Raw genomic sequence first — 17,349 nt, 5'->3', positions numbered from 1 at the left:
ACGTAGACCGTGCGCATTTCTACTGCCCAGTTCTTCCAGACCAGCACTTCCAACTACCAGAGCAACTTCGCCAAGGCCGTGGAGTCGCAGCAGCAGGCCAGCGACATGCTGCGCGTGCGTACCGCGGCAGACGATCCGGTCGGCGCCGCGCGCCTGCTGCAACTGGAACAGCAGAGCAACATGATCAACCAGTTCAGCGGCAACATCGCCAGCGCACGCTCCAGCCTGGGCACCTCCGAGGCCACCCTCAACAGCATTACCAACGTGCTGTCGCGGGTAAAGGAACTGGCGATCAGCTCGGGTAACGCGGGCATGACCGACAATGACCGCAAGGCCAACGAGCAGGAGCTTTCCCAGCTCGAAGAGCAGTTGTACAGCCTGATGAACAGCCGTGACGAAAACGGCAAGTACATCTTCTCTGGTTCGCGTGGCGACACTCAGCCCTTCGAGCGCAATGCCGACGGCACCTACTCGTACAAGGGCGACCAGAGCACCACTGACCTGCAGGTTGGCGACATGCTCAGCGTGGCAACCAACGAAAGCGGCTACAGCGTGTTCCAGCAAGCGCTCAACACCAGCCGCAGCCAGACCTCGATGACCGCCCCGACTGCGCCGGGCGATGTGCGCGTGAACCTGTCCAACGGCCAGGTGTCTGCCAGCTCGACCTACAATGACGCGTTCCGCAGCGGCGAGCCGTACACGATCGAGTTCACCAGCAGCACGCAGTTCAAGATCACCGACGCCAACAACGTCGACCGCACCCTGGAAGCCACCCATGGCGGTACCTTCGATCCGAAGGGCACCAACACCATTGTCAGTTTCCGTGGCGTCGACATTCGCATGGAGGTGGGGCTGCAGGGCAATGAGGTGACCGACCAGACTGCTGCGGACAACGCCGTCAGGGGGCACACGTTCACACTCGGCTCAAAGCCGGACGAGATCACAGGCACGCGCAGCCCGGGCAACGTGTCGCCCGACGGTCAGCTCAGCGGTCTGTCTATCGCCGACAAGGCCAAGTATGACGCGGCCTTCCCCGGTGGTGGCGCGATCGTCAAGTTCACCAGCGACACCACGTTCGATGTCTACGCACAGCCGATGACCGCTGACAGCCGCCCGGTGGGCAGCGGTGACACCACCGTGTCCCCGAACCGTGTAGCAGGCGTCGACTTCACGTTCAGCGGTACCCCCAAGGATGGCGACCAGTATTCGGTTCAGGTCAACAACCACCAGAACCAGAACGTGCTCGATACCATCCATCAGTTGCGTACAGCACTGAAAACGCCTGTGGACAACGACCCTGCAGCCCGACGCAACTTTCTGGCGTCGCTGGATTCGGCAATCGGCAACCTGGCCAGTGGCGCCGACAAGGTGTCGGAGGCGATCAGCTCCATCGGTGGCCGTGGCGCCGCGCTGGATGTGCAGGCCGAAACCAACGAGGCGTTGCAGTCGGCCAACACCGTCACCCAGAGCTCGATTCGCAACGCCGATTCGGCCGAGGTGCTCATCCGCCTGAACCTGCAGCAGAACATGCTGCAAGCCTCGCAACTGGCGTTCAGCAAGCTGGCCGGGCTCGGCTTGTTCAACCGCCTCTGATTGACCCTCTCCCGCAGTATCTACCCAGGTGATGCATTCGCTTCACCTGGGGTTTTCTCCCAGGTCTAGCTCAATGAACGAACTGCCGCTCGTCAGCATCGCCATCCCCGCGTTCAACCCCGAATACCTCAGCCGCGCACTGCACAGTGCGATCTCCCAGCGTTACGCCAACATCGAAGTGATCGTGTGCGATGACAGCCAGGGCGACGAGGTCAAGGGCGTTTTCGACCTGTGGGCGGCGCAGGCCAAGTGCGAGCTGCGGTATGTTCGCAACCCCGCCACGCTGGGTTTTTCGCGCAACGTACTGATGTGTCTCGAACAGGCACGTGGCACGTTCATCAAGTTCCTGTGCGATGACGACTGGCTGGTCGAAGACTGCATCGGCCAATTGGTGCCGGTGATGCTCGAGTGCCCGGACGTGAACGTGGTGGTGCATCACCGTCTGATCTGCGCGGCGGACGAGACCTTGCTGCCGATGCGCGCGGCCAACTGCATGATTTCGCCCACCAGTGCGGTGGTCAACGGCGGTGACTTGCTGGAGGCGCTGGAGAGCAATCTGCCGAACCTGTTCGGCGGGATCAGCCATGCACTGCTGCGCCGTACCCAGGTGCAGGAGTTCCTGCCGCAGTTGGTGCAGGAAGGCGAAGGCTTTCGTGCGCGCCTGGTCGAGGCCTTGTTCATCTGCCTGTTGCGCCGCGGGCACCTGGCGTACCTGAACACCATGCTCAGCCTGGAGCGGGTGCATGCCGGGCGCCTGAGCCACCACACCAGCATGACCCTGGCGTTCACCCGCGAAACCGAGTGGCTGCGCCAGATGCTGGCCTCGCGTACCAGCGAGCCGGCACCGGCCAGTGGCTGGGTTCGCCATGTGCCGCTCGAACACTACACCCCCGGCCCGGACAAGGCCTGGGAAGAGCTGGAGATGACGCGCCTGCACGCACGCCAGGTCGCCGGGTTCCAGCAGCAGGTCGGCACCGGCAGCCTGAGTTTCGCCGAGTTGTACAGCGAGTGGCTGAGTTGTCGCGCCCTGTCGGCGGCGCAGGTGAACCTGCTGCCCAAGCGGATCGCGCAATGGCCGCTGCGCCCGCGCATTCTCGTGCTGGTGGCGAGCCCCGAGGGCGATGCGTCGGCGCTCAAGGCCACGCTGGACAGCCTCGAACAGCAGTCGTATGAGGCGGCGCGTATCTGCGTGCTGGGCCCTGCTGGCCAGCCGTTGCCCCCTGCGACGGTTGAGCATGTGGTTGCACACGGCAATGCGATCGAACAGATCAATGCCTGCATCGCGCGCAGCCAGGCGGGGGAGTGGGTGCTGCTGCTGCGCGCAGGCGACTGTCTGCACCCGCATGCCCTGGTGATCATGGCCGAGCGCATGGCGTTGCGCACCGGCTGCGCGTGTCTGTACTTCGATGAAGGCACCAACGACAACCTGGTGCCGAGCCAGCCGATCTTGAAACCGGACTTCAACCTCGACCTGATGCGCAGTGCGCCCTACCTCGGGCGTCTGCTTGCGTTCGAGTGTTCGCGGGTGCGCGAGCAGGGCGGCTTCGACCCGCAGTTCGAGGTGCTGGCTCCGCAAGACATGCTCTGGCGGCTGGTCGAGCAGCACGGCCTGGGCGCCGTCGAGCATATTGCCGAACTGCTGGTGCAATGCCGCCATGGCTACAGCACCTGGCAGCTTGACCCGAGCTGTGCACTGCAGGCGCCTCGGGTGCTGCGCGCGCACCTGGATCGACTGGGCGTTGAGGCCCAGGTACAGAGCGCCGAGGGCACGATGTTCTCCCGCGTGCTTTACCAGCACGCCGAGACGCCCGCCGTGTCGATCCTGCTCGCGGCGGGCCGGGACGTGACGGCGTTGATGGCCTGTGTCGAGTCTGTGTTCGAGCACACCGCCTACGGCAACTACGAAATCCTGGTGGTCACCAATGGTGACGAGTCAGCAGAGGTGCAAGGGTGGCTTGCCGCGATGCACGGGCTGGGCAGCGATCAGTTGAGGATCGTACAGGTGGCCGCACCGCATGGTCCGCTGCTGTACAACCAGGCCAGCCTGCAGGCGCGGGGCAGCTATCTGCTGCTGCTCGATGCCGGGTGCGTGTGCTTCGATGCGCAATGGCTGGATGAGCTGGTGCGCCAGGCGCAGCGTCCGGAGGTGGGGGTTGTCGGGCCCAAGCTGTGCAGCAGGGCAGGCAATGTGGTTGGCGCAGGTCTGGTGCTGGGCTTGCACGGCCTGGCCAGCAGCCCGTTCTTCGGCCAGCCGGCCGATGCCAATGGCTACATGAACCGGCTGGCATGCGTGCAGAACTACAGTGCCGTCAGTGGTGATTGCCTGCTGGTGCGCCGCGAACTGTTCGATGAGGTCGGCGGGCTTGATGGCGAGCTGTTCCCGACCGCGTTCGGCGATGCCGACCTGTGCCTGCGGGTTCGCGATCAGGGTTACCTGGTCGTCTGGACCCCTTATGCGGTTGTGGCGCAGACGCGGGTGAGCACACCGGTGGTCGATGACCGGCAGCAGGACAACTTCTACAGCCGCTGGCTGGCCCAGGTGGCCAATGACCCGGCGTACAACCACAACCTCAGCCTGCGCATGACCAGCTTCAATCTGGAGCCGGGCCTGCGTGAAGGGTGGGCGCCGTTCATTCGGCCGGTGTTGCCCTTCGTCATGGCCTTGCCGGTCAACACCACTGCCGTGGGCCATTATCGCGTCAGTCACCCCTTCAAGGAGCTGGAGCGTGCCGGCTGGATTCAGGGGCAGTTGAACTATGTGTTGCCAAACCTGGTGGAGATGGAGCGCCGCAAGCCGGATGTGATCATCCTGCAGTGCCGCTACACCACAGGCTCCATCGAAGAGATGGCTCGCATCAAGCGCTTCTGCTCGGCGCGCCGCATCTACGAGATCGATGACTACATCATCGATGTGCCGGAAAAGAACGAACACCGGCGCAACATGCCGAGCAACATGCGCGAAATGGTCGGCCGCGGCATTGCCCTGTGCGATCGCGTGGTGGTGTCGACCGAGCCGCTGGCCGATGCGTTGTCCAGCCTGCACCACGATATTCGCGTGGTTCCGAACATGTTGTCTGGCGCGTTGTGGGGCGGCTTGCGGGGAAGGCGCCAGACCTCGGTACGGCCACGTGTCGGCTGGGCCGGCGGCACCAGCCACCGCGGCGACCTGGAGTTGCTGGCCGAGGTGGTCAAGACCCTGGCCAACGAGGTCGACTGGGTATTCTTCGGCATGTGCCCGGACCTGCTGCGCCCCTACATCAAGGAGTTTCATGCCGGTGTGGCGTTGCACCTGTACCCGCAGAAACTCGCCAGCCTCAACCTCGACCTGGCACTGGCACCGCTTGAGCAGAACCTGTTCAACGACTGCAAGAGCAACCTGCGCCTGCTGGAATACGGTGCGTGCGGGTTCCCGGTCATTTGTACCGACACCAAGGCCTACGCCGGCTACCTGCCGTGTACCCGGGTGGCGAGCAATACCACCGAGCAGTGGCTGGAGGCGATTCGCGCGCACCTGGCCGATCCGCAGGCAAGCTACCGCCAGGGCGACGCATTGCGCGCCACGGTGCTGCGCGACTACGTACTCAATACACACAATCTGCAGCAATGGGCCAACGGCTGGTTGGCCGATTGATCTTCACCGGCCAGCGCAGTGCCTGGCCGGGCATCCAACAATAGAGGTAGGTGCTTTATGGCTGACAACGCAATCGGGTTGCGCAACGACGTTACGGTCGTCCTGCTGGGGCATGAAGAGCCCGGTTATCGTGAGCGTGCCGCGCAGTACTACCGTGCGCAAGGGCTGGCCTTCGTCGCCCTCGAGCCGGTTGTGCCGGCCTCGGGTGACGCGTGCACGCAACGCGTGCAGGCTGCGCTGGCGCAGGTTGCCTCGCCTTTTGTGAGCCTGGCCCTGGACACGGACTTTTTGCGCGCTGAAGCCCTCGAGGCCGCCGCCGCTCACCTGCGTGCGCACCCGCAGTGCCACATGGCCCAGGGCTATGTGCTGGGTTACAACCCGGGTAACAGCGTGGTGGCGTATCACAAGATCGGCGCAGCCCTGGGCGCGGCGACCGGCGTCGACGCACGCAGTCTCATCGGGCAGTACGCCGCCGCCGGGCAGTCGGCCTGGCGCGCGGTGGTGCGTGTGCCGGTGCTGCAAGCTGTACTGGGCAAGCTGCCGGCTGGTCTGGGCTTCGATGCCTGGCTGGCCGCGCTGTCCTATGGGCTGCTGGCCCAGGGCTCACTCCAGCGTCTGGACCAGACCGATGCCGTGGTGCAGTACGCACCCAGCCCGCTCACTCCGGTGGAGCGTGACGAGCAATTGGTCCAGACCGCACGTGTACTGCGTCAGTGGGATGCCGATCAGCACAATCTGTGTGCGGATGACGAAGGTTTTGCCCTGCTCGACCAGTTCGTTCGCAGCACTGCTGCCGGCACCGAGGCTGCGCTGCTGTTCACCTCCACCTGGGCCAGCATGACCGATGAGCCGCAGCGCAGCTTCGAGCCGCGCCAGTTCGTCGAGCTGCCGTACTACAACGCGCCGCTGTTCGAGCAACTCGGCGCGATCGAGTTCCTGGTGCACGCCTGGCCTGCGGGCAAGGCGCATCGGCATGCGCTCGAAGGCACCTGGGTACAGCAGTTCGAACTGCTGCAGGAGCACGCCAACGATACCGTTCAGACCCTGCGTGCACGCTACTGGCAGGCCCTGGACCTGAGCCTGTTCAACCTCGAGGTCTGTCGTCGTCTGCTCTCGACGCTGGTCGGCCCGGACGACGAAGCGTTCGTGAATGAACTGCAGCCGTGGCTGGCACGCCTGGAGTCTACGCCAGAGGCCGATCTGGCCGGTTGGCTGCAGGCCACTGCATCGGGCCAGGTGCAGGCAGCGATTGCCGCCGCCACACCTGATGCGGCTGCGCAGCAGCGCGTCGTTGCGCACCTGGGCAAGCAGCGCGTGGCGCAGATTGCATTTGTGGTCACCGACCTGAGTGATGACGCCGCCGGCCTGCAAGCCACCTTTGACAGCCTGCTGGCCAGCGGTTTGCGCGACTTCAAGCTGGTGGTGCTGAAGACCGGAAAATTGCCGGCAATCACCACCGCACGCGATACCCTGCACTTCATCCAGATCACCCCGGCGAACGTGGTGTCGCACCTGAACCAGGTAGTGCGTCAACTGCCCAGTGAATGGCTGCTGCTGATGCAGGCCGGCGATGTACTGACCCGCGGCGGCGTGCTGCGTTTGCAGGTCGAGTTGCAAGGGGCCCCTGGCTGCCTGGCGATCAGCGCCAACGAAGTGCAGCGTGACAGTGAGGGGCGCCTGATCAGCGTGGTGCGTCAGGGGGGTAACCTGGACCTGCTGCGCAGCCGTCCCGACCTGATGTCCAGGCACTGGCTGGTGCGCCGCGAAGCGGTCGTCGAGCTGGGTGGCTACAGCGAAACCTATCCGCAGGCGGTGGAATTCGACCTGCTGCTGCGCCTGGTCGAGCAGAACGGCCTGAACTGCCTGGCGCATATGGACGAGTACCTGGTCATCGGCCAGCAAGGGCGTGCCGCCATGGCCGAGGACGCACTGGCTACGCTCAATCGTCACCTGTCGGTACTCGGCTATCGCGGCCAGGTCGGTGACGCGGGGGAGGGCCAGCTGCAGATCGACTTCCGTCACCAGTCCACCCCGCTGGTGAGCATCCTGATCGCCGCCGAAGACGACCTCCAAGACCTCAAGGTGTGCCTGGCGAGTGTGCTGCAACGTACCCGTTACCCGCGGTACGAAGTGCTGGTGGCGTGCCGCGACACCCAGGCCGAAGCCGCTGCCCAGGCCCTGCAAGGGTTCGGCGCACGCCTCAAGCTGCTGGCCGGCGCGCAGGTCGAGTCGCCTTCGCAGTTGTTCAACCTGGCAGCGGCCAATGCCAGCGGCGAATACCTGGTGGTGCTGTCCAGCCGTTGCCAGGTGGTGACGCCGGCCTGGATCGAGGCCTTGCTCAACCAGGCGCAGCGCCCTGAAGTCGGTGTGGTGGGTGCACGTCTGGTGGATCGCCAGGCTGCCATCAGCCATGCCGGTTACGAGTTGCTGGCGGGCCCGCGGGTGCAGGCGCCATGGCTGGGGCTGTCGGCGCAATCGGGCAAGGGCTCGCTGTGGTCGAGCGTGGTGCGCAGCTGTGCGGCGGTGTCGTCCGATTGCCTGATGGTGCGCAAGGCGCTGTTCGAACAGTGCGATGGCCTGCAACCCTTCGCCGGTGCGGACATCGAGCTGTGCCTGAAGGCCGCCGAAGTCGGCCTGCTGGTGATCTGGGCGCCGCAGGCGCAACTGTTCAGCCAGCAGGTGCCGGTGCTCGGTGCTGCCGAGTGCCAGGCGCTGGCGGCGCGTTGGCCGGGCGCCTTCAGCAGCCGTGGGCGGGTCGATGACCGCTTCGGTGTGGATGTTTCACGCTCGGTCGCCGCTGGCGGTTCCCCTGTGCTGGAGTGGCTCGACGAATTGAGCTGATGGCGCGGGATTTGCAAAAGCCGGGTTTCATACCCGGCTTTTTTGCGCTCGGCGTACGGGCGCGCGGTGGCGATGGCCTGGGCCGGCCGCAGGCGCCGCAGGGCAACGCGTCGATGCGTCAGGATCATGCCGGAGTACGGCGGATTATTGACAGTGACGGTGCCTGAACCTGACTGATCTTGCCCGTGCAGACCGCGTGGGCAATTGGAGACCTTATCGTGAGCAAGCAGGCTATCCCGTTCAACAAGCCGTTCGTGGTCGGCAAGGAGCTGTTCTATATCGCCCAGGCGGTGATGAACGGCTCGATTGCCGGGGACGGCCAGTTCACCGCATTGTGCCAGGGGTGGCTGGAAAGCAACCTGGGGTGTGACAAGGCGCTGCTCACACATTCGTGTACGGCCGCGCTGGAAATGGCCGCGATCCTGGCCGATGTCGGGCCGGGGGATGAGGTCATCATGCCCTCGTTCACCTTCGTCTCCACCGCCAATGCGTTTGTGCTGCGGGGCGCGGTGCCGGTGTTCGTGGATATCCGCGATGACACGCTGAATCTGGACGAGCGGCTGGTCGAGGCCGCCATCACGCCGAAGACCAAGGCAGTGGTGGCCGTGCATTACGCCGGCCAGCCGTGTGACATGGAGGCGTTGGCGCGCATCTGCGACAAGCATGGGTTGTTCCTGATCGAGGATGCCGCGCAGGCGATCCTGGCACGCGATAAAAAACGTGCGCTGGGCACCATCGGCCACATGGGCTGCCTGAGTTTTCACGAAACCAAGAATGTCATCAGTGGTGAGGGCGGGGCGTTGCTGATCAACGACCCGCGGCTGATCGAGCGCGCCGAGATCATCTGGCAGAAGGGCACCAACCGCAAGGCGTTCGCCCGTGGCGAGGTGAGCAAGTACACCTGGGTGGATGTCGGTTCCTCGTTCCTGCCCAGCGAACTGACCGCTGCGTTCCTGTATGCGCAGCTGGAGCACGGCGAGCGCATCAACAAGCACCGCCGAACCCTGTACGAAAAATACTTCAATCTGCTGCGCCCGCTGGCCGCCGATGGCCTGTTCCAGCTACCGCGCACCCCCGACGACAAGCCGGCCAACGCGCATATCTTCTACCTGATGATGCGCAGTGCCGAACAGCGCACGGCGTTGATCAACTTCCTGCGCGAGCACGGCGTACATGCCGTGTTCCACTACGTGCCGCTGCACGATTCGCCGGCGGGCCTGCGCTACTCGCGCAGCAGTGGTGAGCTGCCGATCACGGTGGACGTGGCGCAGCGCTTGCTGCGCCTGCCGTTGTTTTCCGACATGCGCAGCCGCCAGGTCGCGCATGTGAGTGCGTGTATTGCACGTTTTTTCCAGGCCGAGCGCCCGAGCGCCATCGGCTGAGCCGTCACTGCCACTAATTTGAGTCTGGAGTCTTAGCATGTCGAACGCCTCGCAGGTCGACGCGCAGGTGCTTGAACGGGCGATGTTTCGCCACAACCTGATGTTTACCAAGCCGGAACACCCTTATTACATTCTGGCCCCTGACTACCGCGAGACCTCGTCGGGCATCGTGTCGCTGCATTACCTGTGTCACCTGCTCAACCTGAGCGGGCGCGAGGCGTACCTGTGCGGCGCCAAGGTGCTCAACCCGAACCTGAAGACCCCGTTGCTCGACGAAGCCACCGAAAAACGCCACCAGCAGCAAGGCAAGGTGGCGATTGCGGTGTACCCGGAAGTGGTGATCGGCAACCCGTTGGGGCGCAAGGTGGTCTCGCGCTTTCTGCTCAACTTCGAGGGCTTTCTGAACGGCAAGTCGATGGAGGCGGCACCCAGTGACCTGCTGTTCTACTACGGCCCGTCTCTGGCCGAAAAGCGCGGTCATGCCAACCCGGACCTGCTGCGCCTGCCGGTGATCGACATCGACCTGTTCCAGCCGCCAGCGCCGGGTGCGGCCAGGCATGGCAGCTACCTGTACCAGAACCGCTACCCGCTGGAGCACATCGACTACAGGCTGCTGCCTGACGATGTGCGCCTGCTGCGCGTAGCCGATGCACTGGCGTTGGATGCACTGGCGCAGGTGCTGCGCTCGGCCGAGGTGATGTACACCTATGAATGGTCGATGACCTGCGTGATGGCGGTACTCTGCGGCTGCCCGGTGGTCTTCATGCCGGGGGCGGCGGTCGACCAGCCGTTTCTTGAAACCAGTTTCATGGGCAGTGCGGGGTTTGCGCTGTTCGACCAGCCGGATGCAATTGCCAGCGCGAAGGCCGGGCTGGAAGGAATGCGCGAGCGCTACGTGGTGGCCACCCTGTCGTTCTGGGACCAGTTGGACACCTTCATCGCCAAGACCCAGGCCGCTGCCGCGCAGGAGGCGGCTGACGCGAAGCTCGGCGTGCTGTCCTGGCTGCGCGAGCGCTACCCTGACGCCCCTCAACTGCAACTCATCCGCGAGCGCCTGAGCAGCCCGCAGGCCCCGATTTTCGGCGTGCTGGTGCTCGAGGAAGGGGGCGATCGCCAGTTGCTGGCCACTACCCTGCAAAGCCTGGGGCAGGAGCGCTGCCTGTATTCGCGTGTACAGGTTCGCGTGCTGGGTACCGAGCCGCTTCCCGCCACCTTGAACGAGCCGCGCGTGCAGCATGTACCGTGCACGGCGTCGCAACGCACGCAGGTGCTCAATGACCTGCTCGGCGACGGCCAGTGCGACTGGTGGGTGATCGTGCAGGCTGGCGTGGAATTCACTGCCAGCGGCCTGATGGTGGCGGCATTGGAGCTGCTGGCCGCGCCGCCGGGGTACCTGGCGGTGTATGCCGATGAAGCGATGCGCATGGGCAATGGCGGCATCGACGTGGCATTGCGTCCGGACTTGAACCTCGACCTGCTGGTCAGCTTCCCTGCCGGCCTGTCGCGCCACTGGTTGTTCAATCGTCAGGCCCTGCAGCAGATGGGCGGCTTCGACGCTGCTGGCGGCAGTGCCTTCGAGCTCGAGTACCAGCTGCGCCTGATCGAGCAGCAGGGGCTTGGCTGCGTCGGGCATGTCAGTGAGCCGCTGTTGATCGGCGACAGCCTGCGCCTGAGCGAGTGCGCCGATGAGCGTGCGGTCATCAAGGGCCACTTGCAGGCTCGTGGCTATGCCCAGGCACAGATGCTGCCGCAGGCCGCGCTGCCTGGGAGCTATCGCGTGGACTATGGCCATGCCAATGCGCCGTCGGTCAGCATCCTGATCCCCCTGGAAGGCAGCCTCGGGCAGTTCCAGCGCTGTGTCGACAGCGTGCTGCAGAACACCGACCTGGCCGGCGGCTATGAGGTACTGTTGCTCGACCCGGCCACGCAGGATGAAGCCGTACGCGAGTGGCTGGCGGGTGTCGAGCAGATCGGCGGGGACCAGTTGCAGGTGCTGCGTTACGCGCCCGGCCAGTCGCGCGTTGCACTGTGCAACCATGCCGTGCAGCAGGCCCGTGGCGAGTTCGTGCTGTGGCTGGATGCAACCGCAGGTGTGCTTGCGGCGGGCTGGTTGCAGCAACTGCTCAACCACGCGCAGCGTCCCGAAGTGGGGGCGGTGGGGGCCAAACTGCTGACGGCCGAGGGCAAGATCCGCCACGCCGGCCTGGTGCTCGGCCTGGGCGGCCTGGTAGGGCGTGCGTTCGAAGGGCTCGATCACCGTGAGGCGGGCTACCTTGGACGGTTGCAGGTCGATCAGAACTACGCAGCGCTCAGCGGTGAATGCCTGATGCTGCGCCGGGCGCTGTTTCTGGAAGCCGGTGGCTTTGCCGAAGACCCGTTGCTGGCGCGCTGGGTCGATGTCGATCTGTGCCTGAGGTTGCACGAGGCCGGTTACCTGAACGTGTGGACGCCGCACGTGCAACTGCTCAAGGATGCGCCTGAACTGGCGCCAGTGACGGCCCAGGAAGAAGACGCGCTGTATGCGCGCTGGCTGCCGAAGCTGGCCCGCGATCCTTCATACAACGCCAACCTGTCGTTGCAGGTGCCGGGCGGCTTTGCCAAGGCGAGCAATGCCGTGGTCTGGAACCCGTTGCAAAGCTGGCATCCGCTGCACAGGGTGCTGGCCTACCCGGCCGACCAGCGGGATGCCGGTCATACCCGTGTGATCCAGCCGTTCAAGGCCTTGCGCGAAGCCGGCCTGGTCGAAGGGCTGGTTACGCCGAACCTGATGTCGGTGGTAGAGACGCAGCGCTACGCACCTGATACGGTCCTGCTGCAGCGTCCGCTCGATGACGCGCAGCTTCAAGGCATGCGCCGAATGCGCGCGTTTTCGCAGGCGTTCAAGGTCTATGACCTGGACGGCTACCTGCCACGGATGCCAGGTGTCCAGGGGCATTACGGCAGCGACGAGATCATTGCGCGCCTGCATCAGGGTTTGATTCAGGTCGATCGGGTGCTTGTGCCCACCTCGGCGCTGGCTGAAGTGCTGGCGGGCCAGCATGAGGATATCCAGGTGCTCGAGAGCGGTCTGCCGGCTGAAGCCTGGCGCAATGTGCAAGGCACGCGCCAGATGGGGGCAAAACCGAGAGTGGGGTGGGCGGGGCCGGTGGATGCGGACTTGCTGCTTGAGGTCGTTCCGCTGCTGGCCAACGAGGTGGAGTGGGTGGTGCTGGGGGACTGTCCGCAAGCGCTCTGGCCGTATGTGACGCAGCGCCATGCCAGCGTGGCGCCGGAGCGCCATGCTTCGGCGCTGGCGGCTTTGAACCTGGACCTGGCACTGGCGCCCATGGTCGAGAGCCTGGTCAATGCGTGCTCGGGCAGCGTGCGCCTGCTGGAGTATGCGGCCTGCGGCTATCCGGTGATTTGCAGCAAGGTGGCCGGCTTTGCCGGCGTCGATGTGCTGGCGCTGACCCGCGTGGCAAACACCACGGCCGACTGGGTAGCGGCGATCCGCATGCACCTGGGTGATGCGCAGGCCTCGGGCAGCCTGGGTGAACTGTTGCAAACCAGCGTGCGCCGCGACTGGTTGCTGGAGGGTGAGCGCCTGGCGCTGTGGCACAAGGCCTGGCTGGCGCGCTGAGTGAGGGGCAGGGCGGCCGGGTACTCCCGGCCTGGCCGTTCTGCCGCTGACTGTGAGGTGCTGTGCACAAGCATCGCTCGGCTTCGCGTACAATGCCGTGACTTGGCAGTCGAAACGTGCATCTCTAAGCTAATGAATCAGCGGGCGGTGCAGGTGGCCAGAAGCGGCGCTGCGTGAGATCCCTTGCCTGCAAGGGGGTGAGTGCCCGTGAAAATCCGCATATCTATCGGGAAGCCACAATGATTGGCATCAAAAGTATCGCGAGTTACGTACCTGTCGAGGGTTTGAACAACTACGCCCAGGGTGCGAAATTCGGCAAGGATCAGGATTTCATTCTGGGCAAGATCGGCTCGACCTTTCTGCCGCGCAAGGATGCAGGCCAGGAAACCTCGGACTTGTGTGTAGAGGCCGCCAAGGCCCTGTTTGCTGCCAATCCTTCGTTGTCCCTCGAATCGATCGATGCGTTGATCGTCGTCACCCAGAACGGCGATGCCGAAGGCCTGCCGCATACCGCAGCGATCGTGCAGCACAAACTGGGCCTGCCCACCCACGTGGCGGCGTTCGATATCTCGCTGGGCTGCTCCGGCTACGTCTATGGCATCTATGCCATGAAAGGCTTCATGGAGGCGGCGGGGTTGAAAAACGGCCTGCTGATCACCGCCGACCCCTATTCGAAGATCGTCGATCCCGAAGACCGCAATACCACCATGCTGTTCGGTGACGCCGCGACGGCCACCTGGATGGGCGAGGGGGCAGCCTGGCAACTCGGTAAATCCAGTTTCGGCACCGACGGTGGTGGCGCGGAGCACTTGAAGGTGAGCGACGGGGTGTTCTTCATGAACGGCCGCCAGGTGTTCAACTTCGCGTTGCTCAAGGTGCCGGCGCACCTGCGTCAACTGCTTGAGGCGAGCAGACTGGGCGCGGACGACATCGACCTGTTCTGCATTCACCAGGGCAGCGCGGCGATCGTCGATGCGGTGGCACGGCGGTTCGAGGAAGACAAGTCCGAGACGGCCGAGAAGTTCGTCAAGGACATGGTCGAGACGGGCAATACGGTGTCCTCGAGCATTCCGTTGCTGCTTGAAAGGCACGTGCTCGGCTCCAGCCACAAGCGTGTGGCGCTGAGTGGTTTCGGTGTGGGGCTGTCGTGGGGCTCGGCGATCATCGAGCGTCAGGACTGACCTGGCCTGCCGTACAGAAGACGCTGCCTGAAAAGGCGGCGTTTTTTTTTGCCTGGCACATCGGTGATCTGTAGGCGCCAGCCTTGCTGGCGAAGGTGTCAGCGCTATCCAGCGCCCACCACAGGGGTCAGAAACCTGGCGTCAAACCCTTGATTTCATTGGGGTGGCAGGGTGCCATTAAAAAAATTCCAAAAAAGCCCTAAAGCAACTTGCACCGACGACGATAACCATTACGAAGGTTCTCTAGGCCACACCCGGCGGTTGCCAGGGCCGGAAGCCGCAATACCCACAAACGAGGAATTCGTCATGGCATTAACCGTAAACACCAACGTCACTTCGCTGAACGTTCAGAAAAACCTGAACCGCGCTTCCGACGCTCTGAGCACCTCGATGACTCGTCTGTCCTCCGGCCTGAAAATCAACAGCGCCAAAGACGACGCCGCCGGCCTGCAGATCGCTACCCGTATGACCTCGCAAATCCGCGGTCAGACCATGGCTATCAAAAACGCCAACGACGGTATCTCGATCGCCCAGACCGCTGAAGGCGCGATGCAAGAGCAGGTCAACATCCTGCAACGTATGCGTGAACTGGCTCTGCAATCGCGTAACGACTCGAACGACGAGACCAACCGTGACTCGTTGAACAAAGAGTTCAATCAGATGTCTGCTGAGCTGACCCGTATCGCTCAGTCCACCCAACTGAACGGCAAGAACCTGCTGGACGGTTCGGCTAGCACCATGACCTTCCAGGTTGGCTCCAACACTGGCGGCGAAAACCAGGTCAGCATCGACCTGACCGGCAAATTCCTGGCCAGCGACCTGGGCCTCACTACCGCAATCACCATTGCCGGTAGCGACAGCGCCACTGCCGAGACCAACTTCTCGGCCGCCATGGACGCTCTGGACACCGCCATCGCTACCATCGGTACCGCTCGTGCCGACCTGGGTGCCGTGCAGAACCGTCTGACCAGCACCATCAACAACCTGCAAAACATCAACGAAAACGCCGACGCTGCGCGTAGCCGTGTACAAGATACCGACTTCGCTGCTGAAACTGCCCAGCTGACCAAGCAGCAGACTCTGCAACAAGCGTCGACTTCGGTTCTGGCCCAGGCCAACCAACTGCCATCGGCCGTACTGAAGCTGCTTCAGTAATCGTCTGACGGTAATCGGCGGGGGAGTGCACCAGTGGCGCTCCTCCGCCTTTTTCATTGAGAGGTGGTTGGCATGGATATGAGTGTCAAGCTGAACCTGTCCTACCAGGCTGCAAAGCCGGTAGAGCAACCCACCGAGCGCCCTGCGGTCAAGCCCGTAGAGGCCGTCGAAGCCACCACGCCAGCCAAGGAGCGTGCCGACAGCGGCCTGTCCGAAGCTGAGAAAGTAAAGAACGCGCTCAAGGACATCGAGAAGTTTCTCGCCTCGTCGCGTCGCAATCTCGAATTTTCCACGGATGAAGAATCCGGCCGAATTGTAGTTAAAGTCATCGCCAGTGAAACCGGTGAGCTGATCCGCCAACTTCCTTCGGAAGAGGCGTTGAAGATCGCTCACAGTCTCAGCGATGTAAACAGCCTGCTGTTCGACGCCAAGGTCTGACAGTGGCGGGCGAGCAGCGAGTTCGCTAGTCTTCACCGGCTACGGGCGGCGCGCAACCAAGAGGGAAGAGCAATGGCGAGTACAATTTTACCGGGCACCGGTCTGGGTTCTGGCGTCGATATCAACGCTATCGTGAAAACGCTGGTGGCGGGTGAAACCGATGCCAAGTCCAACCAGATCAAGCGCCAGACCGCCAACAATACGGCCATGCTTTCTGGTGTTGCGTCGCTCAAGAGTGCGCTGTCTGTGTACCAGGCGGCGATGAAAAAGCTCAATGACTCCACCGCGCCCGCCTTCAGCGCCTACACGGCGACGTCCAGCAGTGACACTACGCTCAAGGCAACCTCGAACAACACCGCGGTACCGGGCTCGTATTCGATTCGCATCGGTGAGCTGGCCACCTCGTCCAAGGTGGCCAGCCAGAACTTCGATACCGGCGCCACCACGCCTATTCCCGAGGGTGATCTGCTCATCACTCAGGACGGTATCACCCATACCGTGAAGATCGGCGCAGGTGCGACCTTGCAATCCGTGCGTGACACCATCAATACGTCGCTGGCCGAGAAAGGCATCAGTGCCAACCTTGTCAATGGTGCGGATGGGTCGCGACTGGTATTCAGTTCGACCATGACGGGCGAGGGAACGGACATCTCTGTCGATGGTATCGACGAGCTCAAGATCCCTGCTGGCGTGCAGATGGCTGGCAACGGTGCCGGGTATATCGACAAGCAGGCCCAGAATGCCGTCATTGAAATCGATGGCCTGAAGGTCACGAGCAAGACAAACACCGTCAGTAATGCCATCAGTGGCATGACTCTGGACTTGTTGCAGAAGACAGAGTCAGGCAAGACCGTTACCGTGACCGTGGGCGAAAACACCGAGGGCCTGAAAAAATCGGTCCAGGCCTATGTCGATGCCTACAACACGCTGGTAAAGGCGGCCAACGCCCTTACCGCCGTGAGCAAGGATGAGGAAGGCAACACCGTGCTCGGCTCGTTGACCAACGACCCTACCACGCGCTCTCTGCTAGCCGATCTGCGCAAGCAATTGGCGACCGAGAGTGATGGTGATCGCCTGACCACCTTGAGTCAGTTGGGCATCAACACCCAGAAGGACGGTACGCTCGAGTTCAACAGTACCAAGTACGATGCTGCGATGAAGGACAAGAAGCTCGGTGCCGACGTCCAGCAGCTGTTCACGGGCACCAATGGTGTGTTCGAGCGCATGAACAAGGCGATCGAACCCTATCTGCAGACCGGCGGCATTCTCGATTCGCGCAAGAATGGCCTGGACAAACTGCAAGCCGATCTTGCCAACCAGAAGCTGGCGCTGGACCGTCGCATCGACTCGCTGACCGAGTCCCTGACCAAGCGCTACGTGGCCATGGACACCCTGGTCGGCAAGCTTGAGGCGCAGCGCAAGAACATCAACTCGATGTTTGCCTCCATCGAGGCGCAGCAGAAGAACTCCTGATCGACCGAGTCGCCAGAAGCCCGGCAGTACCCCTAG

9 protein-coding genes are annotated in these 17,349 nt (G+C 63.3%); all 9 read left to right on the top strand.

The window, feature by feature from the left end; translation table 11 throughout:
* Positions 1 to 9 precede the first annotated feature (9 nt).
* Entirely contained in the window at positions 10 to 1,593 is a 1,584-nt protein-coding gene (locus KUO17_RS13115; protein ID WP_217975982.1) for a flagellar hook-associated protein 3, read from the top strand.
* 73 nt (positions 1,594 to 1,666) lie between these two features.
* Positions 1,667 to 5,224 (top strand): glycosyltransferase, encoded by a 3,558-nt coding sequence (locus KUO17_RS13110; protein ID WP_217975981.1) that lies wholly within the window; start codon positions 1,667 to 1,669, stop codon positions 5,222 to 5,224.
* Between the two features lie 57 nt (positions 5,225 to 5,281).
* Positions 5,282 to 8,065, top strand: a complete 2,784-nt coding sequence (locus KUO17_RS13105; protein WP_217975980.1) for a glycosyltransferase family 2 protein — start codon at positions 5,282 to 5,284, stop codon at positions 8,063 to 8,065.
* Positions 8,066 to 8,283: 218 nt separating this feature from the next.
* Positions 8,284 to 9,447 carry a dTDP-4-amino-4,6-dideoxygalactose transaminase gene (gene rffA / locus KUO17_RS13100; RefSeq protein ID WP_217975979.1) on the top strand — a complete coding sequence of 388 codons (1,164 nt, stop codon included), beginning with the start codon at positions 8,284 to 8,286 and terminating at the stop codon, positions 9,445 to 9,447.
* Positions 9,448 to 9,484: 37 nt separating this feature from the next.
* On the top strand, positions 9,485 to 13,066 hold the full coding sequence (locus tag KUO17_RS13095; RefSeq protein WP_217975978.1) for a glycosyltransferase: 3,582 nt from the start codon (positions 9,485 to 9,487) through the stop codon (positions 13,064 to 13,066).
* Between the two features lie 239 nt (positions 13,067 to 13,305).
* Positions 13,306 to 14,247 (top strand): ketoacyl-ACP synthase III, encoded by a 942-nt coding sequence (locus KUO17_RS13090; protein WP_217975977.1) that lies wholly within the window; start codon positions 13,306 to 13,308, stop codon positions 14,245 to 14,247.
* 306 nt (positions 14,248 to 14,553) lie between these two features.
* A complete protein-coding gene (locus tag KUO17_RS13085; RefSeq protein WP_217975976.1) occupies positions 14,554 to 15,402 on the top strand; it encodes a flagellin domain-containing protein in 849 nt (282 codons plus the stop codon).
* Between the two features lie 72 nt (positions 15,403 to 15,474).
* Entirely contained in the window at positions 15,475 to 15,840 is a 366-nt protein-coding gene (locus KUO17_RS13080; RefSeq protein ID WP_217975975.1) for a flagellar protein FlaG, read from the top strand.
* A 72-nt stretch (positions 15,841 to 15,912) separates the two neighbouring features.
* Positions 15,913 to 17,313 (top strand): flagellar filament capping protein FliD, encoded by a 1,401-nt coding sequence (gene fliD / locus KUO17_RS13075; RefSeq protein ID WP_217975974.1) that lies wholly within the window; start codon positions 15,913 to 15,915, stop codon positions 17,311 to 17,313.
* Positions 17,314 to 17,349 lie beyond the last annotated feature (36 nt).

Source organism: Pseudomonas aegrilactucae (genome assembly GCF_019168305.1).
Classification (GTDB): Bacteria; Pseudomonadota; Gammaproteobacteria; order Pseudomonadales; family Pseudomonadaceae; genus Aquipseudomonas; species Aquipseudomonas aegrilactucae.
This window is presented reverse-complemented; position numbering and strand designations above follow the sequence as displayed.

What these genes read in the sequence shown, in the direction of transcription:
- KUO17_RS13110 (WP_217975981.1), top strand. Translation starts at nt 1,667, where the DNA reads ATGAACGAACTGCCGCTCGTCAGCATCGCCATCCCCGCGTTCAACCCC.
- KUO17_RS13105 (WP_217975980.1), top strand. Translation starts at nt 5,282, where the DNA reads ATGGCTGACAACGCAATCGGGTTGCGCAACGACGTTACGGTCGTCCTG.
- KUO17_RS13095 (WP_217975978.1), top strand. Translation starts at nt 9,485, where the DNA reads ATGTCGAACGCCTCGCAGGTCGACGCGCAGGTGCTTGAACGGGCGATG.
- KUO17_RS13090 (WP_217975977.1), top strand. Translation starts at nt 13,306, where the DNA reads ATGATTGGCATCAAAAGTATCGCGAGTTACGTACCTGTCGAGGGTTTG.
- KUO17_RS13085 (WP_217975976.1), top strand. Translation starts at nt 14,554, where the DNA reads ATGGCATTAACCGTAAACACCAACGTCACTTCGCTGAACGTTCAGAAA.
- KUO17_RS13080 (WP_217975975.1), top strand. Translation starts at nt 15,475, where the DNA reads ATGGATATGAGTGTCAAGCTGAACCTGTCCTACCAGGCTGCAAAGCCG.
- fliD (WP_217975974.1), top strand. Translation starts at nt 15,913, where the DNA reads ATGGCGAGTACAATTTTACCGGGCACCGGTCTGGGTTCTGGCGTCGAT.